Here is a 24,441-nt window from a genome sequence, read left to right on the forward strand (position 1 = left end):
CACACCCATGATATGTTAATAAACAAGTATTTTTCTAGGCACAGAATTCTCGAACAATACTTATATGATAATCACTTCTAGGAATCATTTATAAATAACTTAGTCAAACCCTATAACATTATTTTCTTAACATATAGATTTGATTATTATTCAACTACGCCTAACAGTACATTAAACAAGTATCCCTCCTACCACCAGGATATAACTACATTGCACTAACCAATGCTAACGAAAACATCTCTTTTCTTATACTAATTTCTAGTTTGCACTATCCATATAGTAAGTTACTACCTTACAAAACAATATTATTTACGTAATAATCGTTTATCACAATTGACTATTGAATATATATATGATATCTGTGCTGCAACTTGTATTAATTAATATTTTTAATGCGTTTATCAGATTACTATGTACCTACATTAAAAGAAACATCTGCTGATATATCAGTAATATCACATAAATATTCTATACGTGCTGGTCTTATCAAGCAAATTGCCTCCGGCATATACACTTGGCTTCCCTTAGGGTTAAAGGTACTAAAAAATATTGAAAACATAGTCAGAGAAGAAATGAATAAATCAGGGTCTTTAGAAATATTGATGCCACTGATACAACCAGCAAGCTTATGGAAAGAATCAGGAAGATACGATGACTATGGATCTGAAATGTTACGCATTACAGATAGAAATCAACGAGAAATGCTTTTTGGTCCAACCCATGAAGAAGTAATCACTGATATTCTAAGGACAACACCAGTAAGTCATAAAGATCTACCACTAATTCTATACCAAATACAATGGAAATTTCGCGATGAATTACGGCCAAGATATGGTATAATGAGATGTAGAGAATTCTTAATGAAAGATGCATATAGTTTTGATAAAGATTTCAGTGGTGCTATTTCATCTTATAACTTAATGTTCAAAACTTACATCAAAATTTTTCAAAAGTTAGGCTTAACTCCAATAGCAGTTAAAGCAGATTCAGGACCCATAGGAGGAAATTTAAGTCATGAATTTCATGTATTAGCAAATTCTGGAGAAAGCACCTTATACTATGACCAAGACATTATTGAATTAATGAATAGTGAGAGTATTGATGTTGAAAAAATAAAAAATACTTACACTGCAGCAGATGACATGCATGATCCTCAGGCTTGCCCTATTTCATCAGATAAAGTAAAAATAAGTAAAGGAATAGAGATAGGTCATATCTTTCATCTAGGAGATAAATATTCAAAACCTATGAATGCTAATTTTTGCGATAGCAATAATAATAAGCTCCTACAAATGGGATGTTATGGCATAGGAGTATCAAGGCTAGTAGCAGCAATAATTGAAGTATTTCATGATAATAAAGGCATTATTTGGCCAGAAACAGTAGCCCCATTTAAATTTTCCTTAGTAAACTTATATACATCAAATGATAAATGTAAGAAAGTTGCAGAAAATCTACACATGCAGTTATATGATGACGTTCTATATGATGACACAGATGATAGTCCTGGTATTAAGTTAGCAAGAACAGATCTGCTAGGTATGCCATGGCAAGTTATAATTGGTAAATCAACAGTAGAACAAGACCTTATTGAAGTAAGGAATAGATTAACAAAAGATAAAGTTTTAATTTCCACAGAACAATTCTTAAATAAATTAAAAAAATGATACTAGGGATTGGTACAGACATTGTTTATGTTCCTCGTATATCAAATTTATGGAAAAAATTTGGTACTAAATTTCTTAAACGGGTATTTAGTGAAAAAGAAATAGAAGATAGTAAGAAATATACAAATTTTGATGCACAAGTAAGACACTTTGCAAAACGTTTCGCAGCAAAGGAAGCTTATGTGAAAGCTGTAGGAACAGGTTTTGGAAAATCCATAAAAATGCCAGATATTATAGTATCTAACAACCTACACGGCAAACCACAAATTACCATAAATAATAGTAATATAAAATATAAAATTGAATTATCAATCAGTGATGAAAAAGACTACGCTATTGCTTTTGTGGTTCTATATACAGAGTTATAACACTTGATATAGAACATAATACAACACAAATAACATATGGAAAAATTATAAACAATCAGCAGATACAAGACAAATCAACATGATAAGTACGCTATTGTTTTATAGCGATATTAAAGAGTCAAGTACTGTAAAGCATAAGGTAATTTAAACATAACAAAAAACTAAAGTGTACATAAACTTTGAAAATATCATATTATTTACATTCAAATCTATATTTATTAATAGTATATAATATGAAAAGTCGATAAACAAAAATTTTTACAATTTAATCAGAATGATCTATTATTTCATGGCATAATATATATCCAAAACTTATTATTTAGTATAATTCCATTTTTCAAATTACAATTATTATTAAATTTTTGTTGCACGTAAGGAATACAATATGTATATTGTATATGTCTTTTCCTCGGTAGCTCAGTGGTAGAGCACTTGGCTGTTAACCAATTGGTCGCTGGTTCGAATCCGGCCCGGGGAGCGCTTTAATTCAAAGTTCTTTGTAAACCTTTCTAGAATTCTTAACGCATTTCAGTGCTTATTATGTCTATACTTTAAAAAGGCACTTATTCACGTATAAATATATTGACTTATATAAAATATAGTATTATAATAACAGTTGTGCTTTTAGCACTATGGCAATAAAGGCATCTTAAAATAGATGTATTGGACCCGAGGGCAGTGCTCGGCATCTCCACTTCAGGTCATGGGGATGAAACAGGATCGACATGCATAGTAAAGGGGATAGTTTTTGCTCGGTGAGAAAACAGCCGTTTAAATGCTCAAAATTTATAAGTGCAAACGATAATTTCGTTTTTGCTAATGATAATAATAGCAGTGCTAACTTAGTAGCTGCTTAGTTTTATTATTAGCGCGGTTTTTTTAAGGGTTTTCCGGGCAACAGAAAAACCCTTTTTTATATGATCAGAAACTTGTTTATGAGTAACGTAATAGATTATCAAAAGCTTATGCATGCTGCTATGTGTAGTGTAGTCAAAAACGCTTTAACTGTTGTGGCACAATCAGAACATTTTTACAATGTACATATTGCTATATCCTTTTTAACACATTATAAAGGAGTAACACTACCTGAGCATGTAAAAAACAACTATCCACAAGAAATTACTGTAATATTACAACATCAATTTAGAAGCTTACAAGTATTTGATAACAGTGCTAGTGTAGTATTAAGTTTTAGAGGAAAAGAAGAAACAGTTGTTATTCCATACCAGTCTATTATCAAATATATAGATGTTTATCAAGGCTTCGTACTAGATTTTGAGCAATATACAAACAGTGATATAGAAGAATTTGACGATTGCGACCATGATATTGATGATAGTAATGAAGATAAAAGTCAGAAAGGTAACCAAGATAATATCATATTTATTGATACATTCCTGAAAAAATAAAATTTTTACGCTTTATTACAACAAATTCATTAATGTAATTCTTGGTATAGTATAAATCTTCACCTAGTGTTTATTCATTATGTAGTTTTTTGTATTTTCAAAGGTTACCCACATGTATATCTAATACTACAAAAATTCTATTTAATCTATTGTACATAATCAATTAATCATCAATCCAGTTTTAAGAATACAAATATACAATACAACTCTATATTCTAAATTTCAAAAATATGCAACACAATAAGGAACCCTTACTAGGATTTAGTTACGTTAATACATGTACTCCTAAACTTTATATAGATTTTTCCACACAAATTTTATCTCTACTCCATCTAGCAAATTCTCAATCCACCTATTTTAAGGAGACAAATATATGATGACACAATCTATCAATCTTAAGTTTGATTTAGTAATGCATAACCAAGCACATAAAGAAATTACTGTAAATGAAGCATTAATAAAAATAGATATGCTCATGAATAACTGTATTTTAGAACTACAATGCAACACCCCAATAAAAGAAATATCTTCGGGAGATATGTATATTATTGGACCTACTCCAGCAATTCAAGAATGGCAAAACAAGCAAAATAATGTAACATATTATTACATTAACCAATGGTACTTTATACAACCAAATACAGGCTTAACTTTATGGGTAAAAAGTAAAAATCAGCTTTATACATATAATAATACACAATGGGTACCTAGTTATAACAACTACAAATAAAAATACTTCATTAATTTTTTTAGTCGCTATGTAGAATATGATTTTACTGCTGACCTTGAAGAAAAGTTGGATTTAATCTCTAATGGGAAGATTAATTGGAAGGAAGTACTACATCAATTCTGGTTTCTGTTTATTGATAATGTTAATTCAGTAAAAAAACTAGAATTTACTGAAGTATTAAAAGTTATTAGTTGTGAGATGGAAAATTATATTTTTTCTTCTGATAAATCTGAATCTAGTAGAGTATGTCCTGTATGTAATGATGGAACATTAGAGCTTAATATTAGTAAGAATGGTATTTTTTTAGGATGTTCTAAATATCCAGAGTGTAAGTATACAAAAAATGTTGGAAGTGGTATTGTTGATGATACAGACAATACACAATATCCTAAAATATTAGGTATTGATGCTGCAACAGGACAAGAAATATATCTTAAAAAAGGTCCGTATGGTCTCTATTTACAGATTGGTAATGATAAAAGTGGTAAACGTGCAGCTATTCCAAAAAATATAGATGCTAATTTATTAGATTTGCAAATGGCAGAAAAAATATTAAGTTTACCTATAAGCTTAGGTACTCATCCGGATACTGGTCAAGAAATTAAGTTAGGACTTGGTAAGTTTGGTGCATACATATTGTATGGTGGTAAGTATTTTTCAGTAAAAAATGAGCATAATTTTTTAGATATTAGCATTGAAAACGCTATTAATATTATTGCGAATAATTCTACAAGTGGGGTTATAAAGTCTCTGGGTATCACTGAAGATAATAAAGAAGTATTCTTAACACTAATAATGATATTACAAAAAATAGATCATGCGTTATATGATTACTTAGGGGCTAAGTAGTTCAGTGGCATAGTAGGAGAATCATAATTTCTCAGTCGCGGGTTCAAATCCCTCCTTAGCCACTTAATTCATTAGCATTAGAGAGTCCTTGGTATTCTATTGTGGTACCTAACATTTTAGAGTTAATGGATGATTATACACTGAGTATCACTGTCAACATGATTTATGCTAGCACAATACATGTTATTTTGGTATCCTATTATGGTATCTGACATTTTAGAGTTAATGGATGATTATATACTGAGTCTGCCAATATTATTATGCTAGCTACAATACATGATATTCTAATTATTGGGCCAGAGGAAAGTCAGTAGGTTTATCATTGCTCTACATTTGATATACTAACCTTCATTTTTTTGTCATTATTGTATTTATATATAATGTCAAGAACTAAAAGATTAAATTATCACTTAGCAGTACTATATTACTATTTATACATAACTTTATATTTCTAGTTATAATTTTTCTGATATGAGCTTAATAGCATCCGATAAAGATATTTGTTCAATATCTGTATCTTTCTTCAAAGCAACATTCAACTTATCATATTTTAAATAGAATCCATATCTTCCTTTACATAAGAATACTTCTTTATTATCTTCAGTGATACCCAGAGACTTTATAACCCCACTTGTAGAATTATTCGCAATAATATTAATAGCGTTTTCAATGCTAATATCTAAAAAATTATGCTCATTTTTTACTGAAAAATACTTACCACCATACAATATGTATGCACCAAACTTACCAAGTCCTAACTTAATTTCTTGACCAGTATCCGGATGAGTACCTAAGCTTATAGGTAAACTTAATATTTTTTCTGCCATTTGCAAATCTAATAAATTAGCATCTATATTTTTTGGAATAGCTGCACGTTTACCACTTTTATCATTACCAATCTGTAAATAGAGACCATACGGACCTTTTTTAAGATATATTTCTTGTCCTGTTGCAGCATCAATACCTAATATTTTAGGATATTGTGTATTGTCTGTATCATCAACAATACCACTTCCAACATTTTTTGTATACTTACACTCTGGATATTTAGAACATCCTAAAAAAATACCATTCTTACTAATATTAAGCTCTAATGTTCCATCATTACATACAGGACATACTCTACTAGATTCAGATTTATCAGAAGAAAAAATATAATTTTCCATCTCACAACTAATAACTTTTAATACTTCAGTAAATTCTAGTTTTTTTACTGAATTAACATTATCAATAAACAGAAACCAGAATTGATGTAGTACTTCCTTCCAATTAATCTTCCCATTAGAGATTAAATCCAACTTTTCTTCAAGGTCAGCAGTAAAATCATATTCTACATAGCGACTAAAAAAGTTAACAAGAAAAACATTTACTATTCTACCTCTCTCTGTTGGAAAAAATCTTTTTTGATTTAGTATAACATACTGTCTATCTTGCAATACAGAAATAATAGAAGCATAAGTAGAAGGCCTTCCTATCCCTATTTCCTCCATTTTCTTCACTAAACTTGCTTCATTATATCTAGCAGGAGGATTAGTAAAATGTTGATGAGGTACCACTTCATCTAAAGGGCATTTATCATTTTTTTGAAGTAACGGTAGCATATTATTTTTACTATCATCATCCTCACCATGACCATACACCTTATAAAATCCATCAAAAAACAAGGAAGAACCTGTGGCTCGCAAAGTTACTACTTTATCCAGCGACCCTAATTCTACTATAACCTGATCAATTACAGCAGAATTCATCTGACTTGCAACAGTCCTTTTCCATATAAGATCATAAAGCTTGAGTTGCTCTGGAGTGAGATAATTTGATAAACTACCAGGAGTAATTGTAATATTCGTTGGTCTAATTGCTTCATGTGCTTCTTGAGCATTTTTTACCTTTTTCACATACTTGCGAGCAGATTCCGGTAAATATTCTTTACCAAACATAGAAACAATGATACTCCTAATATGCTCTAATGCTTCATCTGCAATATAAAATCCATCCGTCCTCATATAAGTAATGAGTCCAACAATTTCCCCTCCAACATCAATTCCTTCATACAGTTTTTGAGCAATAAGCATAGTATTTTTTGCAGTAAATCCAAGCTTTGTTGATGCTTCTTGCTGTAAACTTGATGTAATAAAAGGAGGATAAGGATTACGCTTTGTATGCTTTTTCTCAACATTTATAACAGAATAACTACGAGATCTTACTTCTTCTGACAACTTTTGTGCATCTTCTTCATTCTTAATATCAAACTTCTCTAATTTTTTACCAGCATAACAACTTAAAAATGCAGAAAACTGCTTACCTTCTGTATTGCAACATTTAGCCTCAATATCCCAATATTCTTGTGTAATGAACTTTTCAATATCACTTTCCCTGTCACATATTAACCTTAAAGCAACAGATTGAACTCTACCAGCAGATTTACTACCCGGAAGTTTTCTCCATAATAAAGGAGATAACGTAAAACCAACTAAATAATCTAATGCTCTACGTGCTTGCTGTGCATACACAAGATCCATATTGATACTTCTTGGGCGTTTTATAGATTCAAGAATAGCACTTTTAGTTACCTCATTAAAAACCATTCTATTAATTACAACATTATCATCAATAGCATTATTTTCCTTCAATACTTCTATAATATGCCATGCTATTGCTTCACCCTCACGATCTGGATCAGTTGCAAGATAAATTCCTTGTGTTTCCTTATTAGCTACCTGAATTAACTTATTTACATATTTTTCTGACTTACTAATAATTTCATAAGTCATAGCGAAATCTTTATCCGGATCAACAGAACCACTTTTTGCTGGAAAATCCCTAATATGCCCAAATGATGCAACAACTTTATACTTGCTACCTAAATATTTACTTATAGTTTTTGCTTTAGATGGGGATTCTACTATAATTAAACTCATTATTACACCCTAAGATTACCATTTAACAAATCCTTCTTACTATGCTCTATCAATAGATTAGCACTATTACTAACGATAATTGTGAAAAGAATTTTAAATTTATTGTAGAGGTATACCAGAAAAAAGAACAAGGTATTCTACATCACATATATTTAAAAAACACTTCAATACCATACTCCACCACATATATTTATTACTTTTTTTCTATTTGACAAGAGTTATAATAACAACGATTACTATTAATTCATTTCATAAAGTAACATAAGATCCATAGAAAAAACGTACAACACTTTACATACATCCTCTAATATCATAAAAAAATACTTAAAATGATTGAAAACATCATATTCTACATACGTTATAATTGCTCATATACACTAAAAAAGATTACCAATCTTAACAAAATAATTTTTTTAATACTTGAGGTATTTCCAGTATTATATCATCTGCAATCAAACCAATACCATACTTCCTTGCACATTCTGTATGTATCCATACTCCACAACATGCAGCATCAAATGGACTCATACCAGAAGATAATAATCCACCAATAATTCCAGATAAAACATCACCACTACCTGCTGTAGCTAAACTAAATGGAGCATTATTTACTACAACATTACCTATAGGATCAGCAATTACAGTATCCGGACCTTTTAACACTATCACAGCTTTCGATAAACTTGCTGCTTCCCTTGCCATTTCTATTTTACCACCAGTTAAAAATGGAAATATACGCTTAAACTCTCCTTCATGTGGTGTCATAACAACATTATGTTGAATTTTGGAAAAAAGAACTTCATAAGAATCAGAAAATACTGAGATAGAATCAGCATCTAAAACACAATTTTGTTTATTTAGGATATCCATAGTACGCTGTTTAGTAATATCATTTATTCCACATCCTGGTCCTATTACAATAGATGTAATTCTATCATCATTAATTACATCATCATAAAGCTTGTACATAATCGACGTTAGACAACTTGCATAAAATGCAACAGCATTACTGTCACAAGCAATACTTACTATACCAGAACCTACTCTCAAAGCAGACATTGCAACAAGTTTTGAAGCACCTATAGACTTATTACCAACAGAACACACTAATGTGTATCCCCTATTATACTTATTTGATGTATACTCCAACTTAGGCATTTTGTGTTTCCACAAAGCAGGAGCATTTTTACGTATTACAACTTTACTATCATCAATATCAATGCCAATATCTACAACATGTACTTTTCCAGAATAATCACAACCAGGAAACAAAACATGCCCTATTTTTAATACCGAAAAAGTTACAGTAACATCAGCACGTATTGCACAGCCCATAACCTGACCTGTATCACAATTTATACCACTAGGAATATCAACTGCAACAACAACTTTATTATTAGAATCGTTAATATAGTGAAATATACACGATAAATTCTCAGGTATATTGCGCGATAACCCTATTCCGAATAAGGCATCTATAACTAAACAACTCTGACAATTAACAACATTATCATAAGTTAGTGGAACAACCCAATCCTCATCTATATCGGTAGTACAATTATACAACATCAAGACTACTGGCCAGCCATGAGCTTTCAGTATTTTTGCAGTAACAATACCATCTTTACCATTATTACCAGGTCCAGAAATTATTGCAACAGGCTGTTTTGGGAATAGCTTAAATATAACATCACTTATAGCCTTTCCAGCTCTACAAATAAGCTCATCAATGGCCACACCACAACTCTTTTCAAAAGAAACAACTTGTTGACCATTTAGAATAACCATAAATGCCATTTTTTACTAATACACCTGAAAGGATAATATTTACTAACAAAAATACAAGAGTTATCTTAAGTGAAATTCTTCCTGTAATGTACTACCACACCCTTCCAAATTATTATGCAATAATTAATTTGATTTATTCTTTTTTTTCTTAGTTTCAGCAGCAAACTTAATACGTTCAAATTCTCTTCTTTTCTTGTGCCAACCATATTGGTACATTGCTATTTTATTTTCTATCAATGCTATAGTACCGTCATAGTACACAACCATATCCATACCCTTCTTCTGAGCTTCAAGGAATTTTTCTCTATATCTATCACGATATGCAGGATCATTCAGTACAGAATAAGTAGCACTATTTGACTTATTAAAAGTATCTACTACTTGTTTCTTTATTACATCATGTGTGTAAAAACTCATTGTTATTACTACCTCACCATATTAACTATATTATTAGTTCTTATATAACTATTTAATGATGTTAATTATATCATATAACTGTAATAAAACGATATAAAAATTATTGATATATCACGTTTTTTAGAAAAAGTGTTGTTAATTTACCACGTAATAATATATTAATAATTGAATAAAAACTCAAATTAAATTACAATCTAGATTATACTATTAATTCTTATCATATAAAATGGTTTCATGCGTAACAAAATATTAAGCAAAAAATCACAATATATTCATGATTTGTTTTCAATTACAGATACAGACGTTGTAGCAACACATCAACTTATCGAGGATGATATATCCTTAATGCAACTTAGTCTTATGGAAGGCCAGATATTACAATTATTAATAAAGATGAACAATATAAAATCTATAATTGAAATTGGAACCTTTGTTGGATCATCTGCTATATGTATGGTTAAAGCATTACCAAAAGATGGGCACATATATACCATAGAAAAAAACACTACAAATGCTAAATTAGCAGAAGACAACTTCAAAAAATACAACTTATCTAATAACATAACAGTAATAAATGACACAGGAATATCAGCATTAAACAAATTAACTAACATGTCACCATTTGACATGATATTTATAGATGCCAATAAATCAGGATATTGTGATTACTTAGATTGGGCAGAATTAAATATAAAAAAAAGTGGTTTAATAGTTGCCGATAATACACTATTATTTGGCACTGTATACTCTAATGATAATGTAAATAAAAAAGTATCTAAAGCTACAATTAACAAAATGCTCTCCTTTAATAAAAGGCTATCTGATAAAAACAAATATCTTACAACTTTATTACCTACAGAAGAAGGTATGACAATTGCATTAAAATTGTTCTAAGGATTTTCTCAACTTGAATATTAATAGAAAATTAAATTATGTGATCACCCTCTACCCAACAGTATAATATTCATATAGCAATCTTAGGCATTTATATTATCATGTCATCAGTAAGTATTAAGTCATATTGAAATGAAAAAAAGACATACTGACAACACACAAAACAATAAAGTAGATTTTGTAATAAGAAGACATGGATTGTCAGTATGCAAGCTAGCCATTTTTTTAATAGCTCCACTATTATGCATATCCAGCTTATACCTTTTTAATATATACGATAGCTACATAAATATAATTATTAACTGCATATTTACCAGCATTAGTATATTAGCAATATCAATACAATTAAGACAATACTTGTATACTATTGCTTCTATAGAATATCAAAATATGATTTTTGCTAATTCCTTAAATCATAATACAGAATTTTGTTTAATAATAAAAAATAATGGTAAAATAATATATGCTGATGCAAGATTCTATGAAAGATTTATAAAAAACCAAGAAAGAAAATTAGACTTATTTGATATATTAAAATTAGGTAATATCAGTGAACAAGAAATCGAAGCATTTGAAAATGCATTAAAGAACAAGCTATCAATCAATACATATTTTTGTTTAAATACAAAAAATAAAATTTCTAACTTTACACTAATATTAGATCCAGTATTGGAGAACCCAGAAATAGAAATTAACTATACAAAAACTGTAAATTTATTTTTTGCTCCTCTTGCAAGACCACAAGAATATTTTGTACTTAAAGCTGTAAAAATCACAAAAGAACAAGTATATGAAAGATTAATTCAAAAACATTGTGTAGGAGCATATTTACTTAATCACAGAGGAGTAATATTATCCGTAAACGACAGTTTCCTAAAGATGTTTGAATTAAATTCTGTCGAAAATGGTACTACATTTGCTAATTTTTTAACAAAAAGTGACAACAAAGAAAAGGTAATAGATAACAATACTGTTACTCTATCCACAACTACAGGAATCACATTTAAAGCACATATATCACAAGCTGCATTTTATGATAAAAATAATCATAGTTATATTTATGGGCTCTTAACTCCAGTAAATTCCGATATTCTTAATTATCATTTACACCCATGTTTCACAGAAGCTCCAATAGCTATTTTACAATGTAATACAGATGGTAAGATCTTAAAATCAAATAATACACTAAAAAGATTAGTTAAACACAGTAAAGAATATATTTTTGAATATATACTACCTTCTTATAATAAAAAAATTAAAAAGTACTTCCAAAATAACATTGTAAAAAATATGTCATTGGAAGCACAACTCTATAATAACTCATATGTAAAAATTCATTTTAATAAATTCATACATCAAAATAACATGTTTATTATATGTTATATAACTGATAGTGAAGATCGTAAAAATCTAGAAATACAATTAGAGCAATCTCAAAAAATGCAAGCTATTGGACAATTAGCTGGAGGTATAGCTCATGATTTCAACAATATTTTAACAGCAATCATAGGTTTTTGCGACTTATTATTGATAAGACATACTGCAACAGATCCTTCTTTTTCAGACATAATGCAAATAAAACAGAATGCAAACAGAGCAACAAATTTGATAAAGCAATTACTGGCTTTTTCAAGAAAGCAGACTTTACAACCTAAAATCCTTGACGTAAACAATATAATTGCAGATTTACTACATATGATTAAGAGATTAATCAATGAAAGCATAGAATTAAAAATTCAATACGAACAAAATATTAATTTAGTAAAAGCAGATTTATGTCAACTAGAACAAGTAATTATCAACCTTGTAGTAAATGCAAGAGCTGCAATGGAAACAGGGGGACAGCTAAGTATAAAAACCTACAATACGAAAACAGATGTTTTAAAGGTACTATTAAAAGACATGTTTTCTCCAGATAAAGAACAAATAGAAGATGGAGAATACGTTGCAATAGAAGTGTCAGATACAGGACATGGAATGGAAGATAAGATAATGAAAAAAATCTTTGACCCATTTTTTTCAACAAAAGAAACAACTGCTGGCATAGGGTTAGGTTTATCTACAGTGTATGGAATAGTTAAACAAACAGATGGATATATATATGTTAAAAGTATAGTAAATTCAGGTACTACTTTTATTATCCTTATCCCTACAGTACATTTATCAAATAATAACGATATTGAAATACCATATAATAAATATTCAAATGAAACAAGCACCACAGTACCAGAAGTCAATACTTCTACAACTATTTTACTCATTGAAGATGAAGATCCTGTTAGAATATTTACAACAAAAGCATTGACTAAAAAAGGATTCAAAGTCATAGATATAAATTGTGGAGATCAAGCATTAGACATAATCAATAAATATCCTATAGATATTGTTATCAGTGATGTAGTGATGCCAAAAATAAGTGGTCCAGAAATTGTAGAACAAATACTAAAAGTAAAACCAAATATTCAAATCATTTTTATTTCTGGATATGCTGAAGAAGTATTCAATAAATACAGCAATATAGATGTAAGTAAAATCAATTTCCTATCTAAACCTTTCACTCTTAAACAACTTACAGAAAAAGTACTAGAAATATCAGACAATTCTTTCTTGCAGAATTAAATATAACCTTTATTACATACAAGCAATATTTAGCTATAAAACTTGATCTAAACTCGTTTTTACAATAAAAACCATAATATCTAAACTACAATAAAATTATATATGAAAAACATCTCTTTACTCTATACTACTACTCCTACTTACGAAGATGCATACCGCATAAGCAATATTCTGTTAGAAAACAAGCTAATAGCATGTGCTAATATATTTAGTAACATTACATCAGTATATGTCTGGGAAGATGAAATACATAACAACACTGAATGTGCTATCATATTAAAAACGACAAATGACTTAGTCCAACATGCTACAAATAAAATACAAGCAATCCACCCATATGATACTCCTGCAATCATCACAATAGATCCAACCAATGCAAATGACAAATTTATACAATGGGTAAATGACTGTACTGCTTTATAAGCTTGCTATCACATAAAAAAGAACAACACACAATAAAAATACTAGAGCTCTAAACAGATATATACTTGCTACCATAATATTTCAATCATACAACTGTCTATATAGTAGAGAAATCTACTTATAAGTTTACTATTACACTAGAAAAAACAAGAATTTAATTCAAGAATTGTAGAAAATAAAGAGTTCACTTTCCTATACACTATAGTCATTATTATAATTTCATCAGACAATAAGCTTATACAGGAAATAAATCCACTAATAATTGTCAAAAGAAAATTCAAAGTATTTTAGCATTAAAAATTATCCAATCAGGACGTGTCATCTGCAATTTTCTAGCTGCATCTTCAGCATGACTTAATTCATTAAATAAAGCAAAACAAGTTGCTCCACTACCAGTCATACGAGCAATTACAGAATTTTTTAATTGCTTTAATACAAATAATATTTCTTCTATCTCAGGAACAAATTTCAACGCTACTTCTAATAAATCATTTTTAGCATTACAAATTAATTCCATCCAATCATCTTGCTTTACAGGAAGCTTATCACATATGGAAGGAGAGTAAGTAGCACTCTGGTAATTATTAAAGACCTTTGCTGTACTTAACGTCTTTCCCCTTGGAGCAACAAGTATAATATATTTTGGCAATAACAAATCAGGTAATAACAATATATCTTCCCCTACCCCTTTAGCAAAAAGGGTCTTTGATTCCAAACATGCTGGAACATCACTTCCAATTTTTAAGGCTAAATCCTGTAACAATGTGTAATCAATGTTCCACATATTACCTAGTAAACGCATAATAGCAGCAGCATCAGCTGATCCACCTGCTAAACCTGCAGATACTAAAATATTTTTTATAATACTCACAGAAACATTAGGACATACAGCACTGTGTTTCAATAACAACTCTATTGCTTTATATACAGTATTATTATATTTGCTAATCCTCAGATTTGAGAAATATACTCCCCGTTTCGAACCACCAACATCAACCTCTAAGATATCGTAAACATTAACAAAGACAAACAATGACTCTAAGTAATGATGTTGATCACTCCGTTTACCAGTAATATGCAAAAATAAATTAACTTTTGCTGGTGCTTTAACTAAAAACTTTAACATAATTATATTATCATTAACAATATACTATACACTATTAATAGTGAAGACTACATAGCTTGTAAAATATCTTTAGTGATTATTAAATAAAAAATCCTTTTAATAAATTTTAAATACATACACACTGCAATATATAATATAAATATTACACATCATAAAATATTATATCATCAAATTAGAAACTTTTTATTATAATTTACTTTTTTATTAGTGAAGCTTATTATTTCTTTCAGAAAAAACTATATTAGACAAAGATGTAGGACTTCGTAGACTCTGAGTTATTCCTGGAAGCAGTATTAAGCATTATCTATAATATATACTAAACCAGATTATAATGGATGGTCGGTATTTTAAGATTTTATAATATATAGTATACCAAGTACTTACTTATTACTAATATTTACTTTAAAATACAGATAAACCAATAACAAAAGTAGATCCTTTCTATAAAATTATATATTATATTGATAGTGTTTTTTACTTACATCAAAATATAATAAACTCAAAATATTAAAACATATGGACATTAGCCAATTTATATCAGATTATCCAGTAATATTAGCACCAATGTCTGGTGTAACTGACTTTCCATTTCGTTACCTTGTAAAGAGCCTTGGGGCTGGATTATTAGTATCAGAAATGATAGCAAGCCGTGCAATGATTATACAAACTAAACAAAGTTTACAAAAATCACAAATTCAAATTAACACTGCAGTACAACTTGCCGGATGTGATCCAACAATAATGGCAGACGCTGCTAAACTCAATGAAGATATGGGAGCACAAATCATAGATATAAATTTTGGATGTCCTGTAAAAAAAGTAGTCAACAGTTACGCTGGTTCAGCATTAATGAAAGATGAAACTACAGCTGCAAAAATTCTAGAATCTGTAGTAAAAGCAGTAAAAATTCCAGTAACACTAAAAATGCGCACTGGATGGGACAACAATAACTTAAATTCACCTAAATTAGCTAAGATTGCTGAAGAAACTGGAATAAAAATGATAACAATACATGGCAGAACAAGAACACAAATGTTTACTGGGAAGGCAGATTGGAAATTTATCAGAAATATTAAAAAATGTGTAAAAATTCCTGTCATAGTTAACGGAGATATAAAAAACTTAAATGATATAAAAACATCACTAGAAGAATCACAAGCAGATGGAATCATGATAGGAAGAGGAGCATACGGCAAGCCATGGTTTATCAATCAAGCTTTACACTTCATAAAATCAGGCACAATTTTACCTGATCCTTCACCATCAGAAAAATTAAAAATTATCACAAATCATTATGATCATATGATAGAATACTATGGAAAAGATACTGGAGTAAAAATATCAAAAAAACACATAGGATGGTATAGTTCTTCTCTAGAGAATTCATCCGAGTTTAGATCTCAAGTTAACTGTTCTAATGATTACAACTTTATCAAAGACAAAATAACAGATTTTTTCTCACAAAATTAATGTTGTACTGAAAACGCTTGTATACAAAATAACAGTAGATAATTACCACTTAATGTATACAAATGGCAACCAACAACTAATAACATATTACAAATTATTTTTTTTAATTCAAACCTTACTAGAAATGAAATTATAGATTTTTCACAAAACCAGTGTTTTATACAAGAAAAACATTATATACTTCCCTAAAAAAAAGAAAAATAATAATTGCTATTTTACATGTATATTTGACAATATTACACATTTAATAAAATTTTAAATCATGTAAATCACTAAAATTTATCGGAAATAAAAAATGCTTAATAATTTTAATCAAAAAATTATTGATTCGATTCTAGAATTAATAAAACAAGAAGACGACTGCTTATTTAAGAGCTTTGTTAAACAATTCTACAGTTTCTCTTATGATAGCGATATTACTTTAGATACTAACTTTTTTCTATTTATAACACGTGATCTATATTAACTCATCAAGATCAAACAACCCAGAGAAAGTAAAGTTAAAATATTCAACATAGAAGAACAAGATAATGAGACAATAAGTAACGTAACTATTATCGAAATAATAATAGATTTTTTCACAAAACATGTATTCTATACGAAAGATAATCTTTGTTTAAACAATAAACAAATAGCTAATTGTTCTTCTCAATATATATGTCTTATAACGTTTTGTAATTGACAATGTACTTATAGCATGATATGAATCCAAGTTTGTCGTTTCTGAATATTATTAGCTATGAAAGATCTACAAACAGATAAAGAATTACTCAGAACTCTTGTGAGTAAGGGACTCAAACAAGGATTTGTTACATTTAACGATATCAACGATGTTTTTTCTGACTACGTGCTGTCATCTGACAACATAGATGAAACTATATCAATGCTTCAGGATTCAGGTATTAATGTTCTTGAACAAAGTGATGAAGACGAGGCAAATAGCATAATAGAAGAAAACAGAATCAAAGATGAAATGGACGAAGATGATGTATCAGACACCAGTATAAAATCTTGGGATTTTGGACAAACAGATGACCCTATACGCATGTACCTATGTGAAATGAGTTCTGTTGAATTACTATCTCGTGAAGGAGAAATTGAAATTGCCAAAAAGATCAAATCAGAAAAAGTAAATATGCTCAGGTCACTAGTAGAATCCCCAATAGTATTACGTACATTTATGTCATGGAGGGATGACTTAGTAAATGAACAAATAATGTTAAGAGATTTAATAGATTTAGATGCAAATTACAGGTATGAATTTCCTGAAAAATTTTCTGACACTGATGATGCTAGTGTTTTAGGTTATGATAAAGATTTAATGGATGAACCTGATGAAGATCCAGATATACCAGAAGATGAAGATGAAGAAAACATTTCAATAAATGCTTCAATATTAGAAATGGAAAATGCATTGCTACCCAAAGTAGTAAGCATCTTAGATTCAGTAATTGCATCAGCAGAAAAAATTTTAGAACTCAAAAAACAATATCAAGGTAAAATTAACCAAGATATTGAAAAACAATACAATGACTTACACGATAGCATATGGGAAATGATATATCAAATTAAACTTAGTAATTCCGCAGTCCTATCAATCACACAACAAATATATAGCTTAAGTAAATCAATAGCAGCAGAAGAGGCAAAAATTATTTCCCTTGCAGAAAGCTATGGTATACAACGCAAAGACTTCTTAGATGCATATAATACTAATTCTGTATTGCAAAAAAAAGGCACTTCTCCTCAATGGGATAACATGTTACTCAATGAAGAGAGTAATATAGTAAGTATGTACAGTAAAATTAAGCTACTGTCTGGAGAAAATAACCTTACCGAATTCAAAGCATTAGTCACAAAAATACAAAAGCACGAACGTGCAGCAAATCAAGCAAAGCAAGAAATGATAAAAGCAAATCTAAGGTTAGTAGTATCGATTGCAAAAAAATATTCAAATCGAGGTTTACAGTTTCTAGATTTAGTACAAGAAGGGAATATTGGCTTAATGAAAGCAGTAGATAAATTTGATTACAAACGTGGATATAAATTCTCAACTTATGCAACGTGGTGGGTGAGGCAAGCTATCACTAGAGCAATAGCAGATCAGGCACGAACTATTAGAATTCCTGTACACATGATTGAAACAGTAAATAAAATCAATCGCACACTAAGACAAATGCTACACGAAATGGGTAGAGAACCAACATTAGAGGAATTATCAGCAAGATTAAACATTAATGTAGATAAGATACGTAAGGTAATGAAAATAGTTAAAGACCCCGTAAGCTTAGAAAGCCCCATAGGAGATGATGACAGTAGTACCTTTGGTGATTGCATAGAAGATAAACGTGCAGTAAAGCCAGAAGATGCAGCAGTACTTGCAGACTTACGAGAAATAACTACAAAAGTATTATCAACATTAACACCAAAAGAAGAGAGAATCTTACGTATGCGGTTTGGAATAGGTAAAGGTGGAAAAGACCATACCTTAGAAGAAGTAGGAAAACTATTCAATGTAACAAGAGAACGTATACGACAAATTGAAGCAAAAGCTTTACGTAAACTACGTCATCCAAGTCGTGCAAGAAAGCTTAGAGGATTTTTCTAAATCTATCTAATAATGATTAATTTGCAAAATAAACACAGGTTTTAACTGAGAATAATTACATATATAACAAAACTTTAGCGTGTTTATTAACTGGATAACTAATGATTTTTTAGTGTTATAGATTAAAACCATCAGTAAAATATAATAAAAATCAAAGACACATTCATCATGATATAAAAACTGATAAAGAACTAAGTCTCTAACAAAAACTCATATAACTTTTGGTAACATATCAAAATTAAAAAACACTTCAAATCATGAAAGCATTAATAAAGTTTCTCTCAAATTATCACTAACTATATTAATTATACCATTATATAGACATTACTTCTCAAGCGTAAACCACATCACATAAAAACACATGAGTTAATAAAAAAAACTATCTGTATCCTCAGTCTAAGAGCATTAAGTTATAAAATACGCAATACCTCATAACTACCTCTCATTCTTAATAATTCCATAATTCTCTTAATCTATTATCTATTTCCTGTGCTTGATTAGATAGTCTTTCTGCAAGATCCCTTTGCCCCTTCAAGCGTAAATCTAATATCTCCTTCTGAATACATTGCAAGTGATCTAAAAGCATTATTTTTTCTATCTCTTTCTTTGATACATCTACACTATATTCTCTATCTTGTAATACCATAAAATTAGATGTAGACATTCTTTTGATAACAAAATTTACTATCTCATCTAAATTATTTTTCTTTAATTCTGAAAGTAAGACCTCCTTAGATATAACATGATTACATAAAGTAACTTTTATATTAATAATATTCTGCTGCAATACATATATATTCTTATCACTTATATTAAATTTAGAAAATTGATCAAAAATAATCGGATCGTCAAGCAGTTCTGGAAATTCCATAATCACGTATACCACTCTCAATTGATTATACTCTTCCAAAAAAAATTCATCACTCACATATTTTAATCTATTATCTACCTTACTCACCGGATTATCAGTACTCAAAAATTTACTTTTATCTTTTGAATACTGCAAATTACGGATTTGAGAATAAAAATACTTTTTATAATATTTTACAACGTTATTATCGCTAATCTGGCTAAGATAATGCTTAATTCTTGCTTCTAACATGACACACTGTTCAGGCATAATAGAATTCTTATTAACATTAACCCTAGCAAGTTCATAATCCCAAATAAACTCTGATAGTAATTTTGCACTATCCAACAAAGCAATTACACTATCAACACCATCATTTATACAAATATCATAAGGATCCTTTCCTGTAAAAACATCAACAAATTTTATTATGCATCCAGGTCTAATTAAAGATAATGCAAGAGATGCGGATTTAATAGAAGCCATTTTCCCAGCAATATCACCATCCATCCACACTATAATTTCCGAAGTTATTTCCCACAAATACATTACATGCTCAGAAGTCATTGATGTTCCCAGTAATCCAACTACATTGCTAATACCCATTTGATGTAGCATTAGAACATCCATATATCCTTCTACCACTATAATTTTCCCCTGCTTTTTTGCTTCACGCACGGCAAAATGCGATGCATATAGATTTTCTCTTTTTTGAAAAAAAGCACTTCCCTTAGAATTCAAATATTTAGGGTTCTGTGTACTAATAATTGATCGACCACCAAACCCTATAATATTTCCACTAGAATTACAAATAGGAAAGATAACCCTATTGTAGAAATAATCTTGATTTTGAGAATTTAATAATCCTGTATTTTTAATATCATCTATATTAAATCCTAAAGATAATAAATATTTACCCAAACCATATGTTGGAGCATACCCCATCCTAAATTTTTTTACTGTATCATTAGAAATTTTGCGACTCCTTATATATTCTATTGCCACATGATTATTACGTAATTGTTCTTCAAACCATAATGTTGCAGCATCCAATATAGGAGTTATACTTGTCTTATTATTAGTACTTTGTGGCAAATCAATACCATATATCTCTGCCAAGTAATTTATTGCACCCTTAAAATCCAAAGCATTAATATCAGAAGTAAACTGTATAACATCACCATTTGCCCCACAACCAAAACAGTAATATAATCCTTTTTCATCATTCACAGTAAAAGATGGCGTCTTTTCACCATGAAACGGACATAGTCCAATAACACTATTACCCCTTTTAGTTAGCTTAACTCTTTGTCCAACTACATCAGATAACTTTATTTTACTCTTGATAATATCAATAACATTCATGTCACAACTATAGACAGCCTGATTCTTCTAATAATAAAGCATATTACTTCTTATAATAAATAGAGCCATAATTTATTATACAATCATAGAAGGTTATTACAATTAAATCCAGATTTAGACTAAAAACATTTTTTATGGTTATGTGAGATTAAAATGTAATATGGAGTACAGCACACCATTTTTTTAAACAGAGTCTGCATACATCCACTAATAATATGAAAAAACATTATTGATAACTACTGATTGTTATATCAATAAAACATACACAACAGCATGAGTAAGATATGAATAAATAGTAGTTAGATAAAACTTTGAATAGAACAAAAATATACTCGTATCATTGCAAAAAACATGATTAACAATATGGAATACAGCACACCACTTTTTAAACAGAGTCTATATACATTCACTACAATAATATAAGAAAAACATTACTGACAACTATTGATTATTACATCAATAAAACATATAAAACAGCATGAGTAAGATATGAATAAGTAGTAGTTAGATAAAACTTTAAACAGAACATAAAATACACTTATATCATTGTAAAAAAACATGATTAACAATATTTTATTAATTATAGTTCAACTATGGATTTACCAAAAATACTTTAAACATACTACCCATATTTTCAGTCAATCTCAAAAAACCTGCTATTAAATTTTGTTTTTGAAGCTCCGTAGCATTTGCAATCAGTACTTGCAGCCTTTCTTTAATACCAAAATTATATAAAAAATCCCTTTGCGTCATAATCACTGAACTGAGAGTAGACAAACTGTTATGTAATACAGCAAAATTCACATATGCAGTTATATCACTTTCTCCCACATTCTTAAGTAAATTATTATACTGATGATTCTTGACAGACTGTATAGTACTTTTATATGGACAATCTATATATCCATAATCAATAACCACTGCTGCACCACCACTTTGTAGAATCTTATTTTCCATACATTTTACTATAGAAACAGCTTCATCACATATCTCTATTACTGGATTTTTCATGTCATTTGACATTTCAAAGATCTTATTTACTTTTTTATAGGCAATTTTAAATTCATCGTTCTCTACTGTAACATATGTTTCACACCAAGAATCATTGGTATACACAAACTGTTTAACAGGCAAAGCATCAAAAAACTCATTAGCTATAATTAATACAGGATAATCTGGTAAATCCTTTATATCTTTACACCAGAACACTTTTTCATCTTTTAAAACATCTCGCTGCAATTTTTCTAATATAGGGCTTATTTCAACAAGATAAACAACCATTGCTGCGTAACATTGTTCGAATTTTCTCAAAACTCTAACAACATCACTTATTAATGTTCCTCTACCAGGCCCCAATTCTACTATAATAAATTTAGATGGAGACCCCATTTTTTGCCAATTTAACAATATCCATAATGCAATAACTTCTCCAAACAATTGAGATATATCAGGAGCAGTAATAAAATCCCCATAAGTACCAAAAGGCATTTGTGTCATATAATAGCCGTAATGTACATCATAAAGGGCAATTCTCATAAACTGTTCTACTGAAATAGCACCTCCACAATCAAATATAATTTTTTTTAAGTAAGAATGCATAATTAATTAATGTATTATTTACGTTAATATGATATAAATAGTAAAATGGGTTGTAAATTTTTAATATTATGATGTTATCTATTTTCAATAAACAATTAAGCGAACAATCCTCAAACTATATAGGAGATGGTGTTTATAATTTATGTAGCATGTTAACTTCCATTAAAAATAAATACAATCCTTACAACAAAGTAAATCAACCAAACATCAATCTTTCCTTTACCATTTTACATAAAAACGATACAAAAGGTACAATAGATCAGGAATATGGCAATAACATAACACATAATACATTCTCTAATGGTTTAGGTACAACATCTATAAATCTATTAGATAAACCAACAATTAAAGAAGAAATACTATCACAAGATAATAACAATTGTTATGATGTCACAACCCAACAATATGACACCAACAATATCACACTGCATAGTGAAGAAATTAGTTACGAAATGGCATACAGTTTATTGCTAGATTTAGTAAATAATGACATTGAATTGCTTGAAGAAGTTCTATTAATTGCAAAAATTTTAATCAAAGAAGGGGTCTTGGTTGCTCCAGAATCCAAAATAAAAAAGGATATTGCTCAAATAGTTCTCCACAACATAAGTAAGCAAACAACTCAAAATTCAGGTTATTCAAGGTAAATGAGATGCCAGGAATAAAGAAATTTATTGTTCCATGTGATTTCAACGGACAGAGTTCTCCCTTTGCAATATATATTGGAGAACCAAAACCAGAAAACCACCCTGTACAACACCAAGATAACTGGTTAGCAAAAGAACGTGGAGGTAACATACCAGAAAAAATTAAAGATAGTTTAGCAAAGTTACATGCATTAGCACAGAAAAATGGTATTTGTTTCGCAGATCTTTGTGTATATGCCTTAACGGTCGCTTCTCATAAAAATACTAAAAACTCCTAAAATATATTCATTTCATTTACAACGTATACTCTTGCTATAGAAATTTACGCTTTATAATGCAAAACATATTTTTGAAACAATGTGTAATCTTAAAAACAGTTCAACATAACCACACAATATATGGTATTTGTTTCGCAGATCTTTGTGTATATGCCTTAACGGTCGCTTCTCATAAAAATACTAAAAACTCCTCAAATATATTTATTGCATTTAAAACATATACTCTTGCTATAGAAATTTATGTTTTATATGAAAGACATATTTTTGAAACAATGCGTAATCTTAAAAACAATTGAACACAACCACACAATATATGATTATTATTTAAACAATACAATTGATAAATAGCCCTTATTTGTATCTCTATCCATTACTTAGAAAGATATGATATTAAAGCATGCATTACAATCATACTT

19 protein-coding genes, 2 tRNA genes and 1 other RNA gene are annotated in these 24,441 nt (G+C 29.3%); 16 read left to right on the top strand and 6 right to left on the bottom strand.

The window, feature by feature from the left end; translation table 11 throughout:
* Positions 1-392: 392 nt before the first annotated feature.
* The 8 genes from proS to ECH_RS03100 all read left to right on the top strand — a co-directional run bounded on the left by proS (position 393) and on the right by ECH_RS03100 (position 5,085).
* Entirely contained in the window at positions 393-1,667 is a 1,275-nt protein-coding gene (gene proS, locus ECH_RS03075) for a proline--tRNA ligase (protein WP_011452785.1), read from the top strand.
* Complete coding sequence (locus tag ECH_RS03080) at positions 1,664-2,035, top strand: holo-[acyl-carrier-protein] synthase (RefSeq protein ID WP_011452786.1); 372 nt, start codon at positions 1,664-1,666, stop codon at positions 2,033-2,035. Before proS ends, ECH_RS03080 begins: the two co-directional genes overlap by 4 nt.
* 406 nt (positions 2,036-2,441) lie before the next feature.
* Positions 2,442-2,513 (top strand) — tRNA-Asn (locus tag ECH_RS03085).
* Between the two features lie 100 nt (positions 2,514-2,613).
* Positions 2,614-2,948: a transfer-messenger RNA gene (gene ssrA, locus ECH_RS04715) on the top strand.
* A 22-nt stretch (positions 2,949-2,970) separates the two neighbouring features.
* Positions 2,971-3,444, top strand: coding sequence for a ClpXP protease specificity-enhancing factor SspB (locus tag ECH_RS03090; RefSeq protein WP_011452787.1), 474 nt, complete (start codon positions 2,971-2,973; stop codon positions 3,442-3,444).
* A gap of 373 nt (positions 3,445-3,817) precedes the next feature.
* Positions 3,818-4,174, top strand: coding sequence for a DUF2793 domain-containing protein (locus ECH_RS03095; RefSeq protein WP_006010016.1), 357 nt, complete (start codon positions 3,818-3,820; stop codon positions 4,172-4,174).
* A gap of 66 nt (positions 4,175-4,240) precedes the next feature.
* On the top strand, positions 4,241-5,023 hold the full coding sequence (locus ECH_RS04775) for a topoisomerase C-terminal repeat-containing protein (protein WP_006010017.1): 783 nt from the start codon (positions 4,241-4,243) through the stop codon (positions 5,021-5,023).
* Positions 5,014-5,085, top strand: a tRNA-Met gene (locus ECH_RS03100). Before ECH_RS04775 ends, ECH_RS03100 begins: the two co-directional genes overlap by 10 nt.
* 393 nt (positions 5,086-5,478) lie before the next feature.
* Here the strand turns inward: ECH_RS03100 and topA are convergent.
* The 3 genes from topA to ECH_RS03115 all read right to left on the bottom strand — a co-directional run bounded on the left by topA (position 5,479) and on the right by ECH_RS03115 (position 10,146).
* Positions 5,479-7,941 carry a type I DNA topoisomerase gene (topA, locus tag ECH_RS03105; RefSeq protein ID WP_011452790.1) on the bottom strand — a complete coding sequence of 821 codons (2,463 nt, stop codon included), beginning with the start codon at positions 7,939-7,941 and terminating at the stop codon, positions 5,479-5,481.
* Between the two features lie 396 nt (positions 7,942-8,337).
* The gene (locus ECH_RS03110; RefSeq protein WP_011452791.1) at positions 8,338-9,729 is read right to left on the bottom strand and encodes a bifunctional ADP-dependent NAD(P)H-hydrate dehydratase/NAD(P)H-hydrate epimerase; all 1,392 of its coding nucleotides are present in this window, start codon (positions 9,727-9,729) and stop codon (positions 8,338-8,340) included.
* A 123-nt stretch (positions 9,730-9,852) separates the two neighbouring features.
* Complete coding sequence (locus ECH_RS03115) at positions 9,853-10,146, bottom strand: DUF2671 domain-containing protein (RefSeq protein WP_006010021.1); 294 nt, start codon at positions 10,144-10,146, stop codon at positions 9,853-9,855.
* Positions 10,147-10,380: 234 nt separating this feature from the next.
* On the opposite strand from ECH_RS03115, the gene ECH_RS03120 reads away from it, so the two are divergent.
* The 3 genes from ECH_RS03120 (at position 10,381) to cutA (ending at position 14,082) form a co-directional block, all read left to right on the top strand.
* Entirely contained in the window at positions 10,381-11,040 is a 660-nt protein-coding gene (locus tag ECH_RS03120; RefSeq protein ID WP_011452793.1) for an O-methyltransferase, read from the top strand.
* Positions 11,041-11,172: 132 nt separating this feature from the next.
* Complete coding sequence (locus ECH_RS03125; protein WP_006010024.1) at positions 11,173-13,659, top strand: response regulator; 2,487 nt, start codon at positions 11,173-11,175, stop codon at positions 13,657-13,659.
* A 102-nt stretch (positions 13,660-13,761) separates the two neighbouring features.
* Entirely contained in the window at positions 13,762-14,082 is a 321-nt protein-coding gene (gene cutA, locus ECH_RS03130) for a divalent-cation tolerance protein CutA (RefSeq protein WP_006010033.1), read from the top strand.
* 277 nt (positions 14,083-14,359) lie between these two features.
* Here cutA and ECH_RS03135 read toward each other — a convergent pair whose 3' ends face one another.
* Entirely contained in the window at positions 14,360-15,208 is an 849-nt protein-coding gene (locus ECH_RS03135) for a 4-(cytidine 5'-diphospho)-2-C-methyl-D-erythritol kinase (protein WP_006010025.1), read from the bottom strand.
* Positions 15,209-15,724: 516 nt separating this feature from the next.
* Between ECH_RS03135 and dusB the strand changes: the two genes are divergently transcribed.
* The 3 genes from dusB (at position 15,725) to rpoD (ending at position 19,286) form a co-directional block, all read left to right on the top strand.
* Positions 15,725-16,678: a tRNA dihydrouridine synthase DusB gene (dusB, locus tag ECH_RS03140; protein ID WP_006010026.1), complete on the top strand. Its 954-nt coding sequence runs from the start codon at positions 15,725-15,727 to the stop codon at positions 16,676-16,678.
* A 295-nt stretch (positions 16,679-16,973) separates the two neighbouring features.
* Entirely contained in the window at positions 16,974-17,144 is a 171-nt protein-coding gene (locus ECH_RS04960; protein ID WP_011452794.1) for a hypothetical protein, read from the top strand.
* A 273-nt stretch (positions 17,145-17,417) separates the two neighbouring features.
* Positions 17,418-19,286, top strand: coding sequence for an RNA polymerase sigma factor RpoD (gene rpoD / locus ECH_RS03145; RefSeq protein WP_006010027.1), 1,869 nt, complete (start codon positions 17,418-17,420; stop codon positions 19,284-19,286).
* Positions 19,287-19,734: 448 nt separating this feature from the next.
* Here the strand turns inward: rpoD and dnaG are convergent, their stop codons facing one another.
* Together dnaG and ECH_RS03155 are read right to left on the bottom strand one after the other, a co-directional pair.
* Positions 19,735-21,501 (bottom strand): DNA primase, encoded by a 1,767-nt coding sequence (dnaG, locus tag ECH_RS03150; RefSeq protein ID WP_011452795.1) that lies wholly within the window; start codon positions 21,499-21,501, stop codon positions 19,735-19,737.
* A gap of 591 nt (positions 21,502-22,092) precedes the next feature.
* A complete protein-coding gene (locus tag ECH_RS03155) occupies positions 22,093-23,100 on the bottom strand; it encodes a class I SAM-dependent methyltransferase (RefSeq protein WP_011452796.1) in 1,008 nt (335 codons plus the stop codon).
* Between the two features lie 68 nt (positions 23,101-23,168).
* On the opposite strand from ECH_RS03155, the gene ECH_RS03160 reads away from it, so the two are divergent.
* Both ECH_RS03160 and ECH_RS03165 read left to right on the top strand, forming a co-directional pair.
* On the top strand, positions 23,169-23,747 hold the full coding sequence (locus ECH_RS03160; RefSeq protein WP_006010030.1) for a hypothetical protein: 579 nt from the start codon (positions 23,169-23,171) through the stop codon (positions 23,745-23,747).
* Between the two features lie 5 nt (positions 23,748-23,752).
* Entirely contained in the window at positions 23,753-24,025 is a 273-nt protein-coding gene (locus ECH_RS03165) for a DUF2610 domain-containing protein (protein WP_006010031.1), read from the top strand.
* Positions 24,026-24,441 lie beyond the last annotated feature (416 nt).

Origin of the sequence: Ehrlichia chaffeensis str. Arkansas, assembly GCF_000013145.1 — a bacterium.
GTDB classification, from domain to species: Bacteria; Pseudomonadota; Alphaproteobacteria; order Rickettsiales; family Anaplasmataceae; genus Ehrlichia; species Ehrlichia chaffeensis.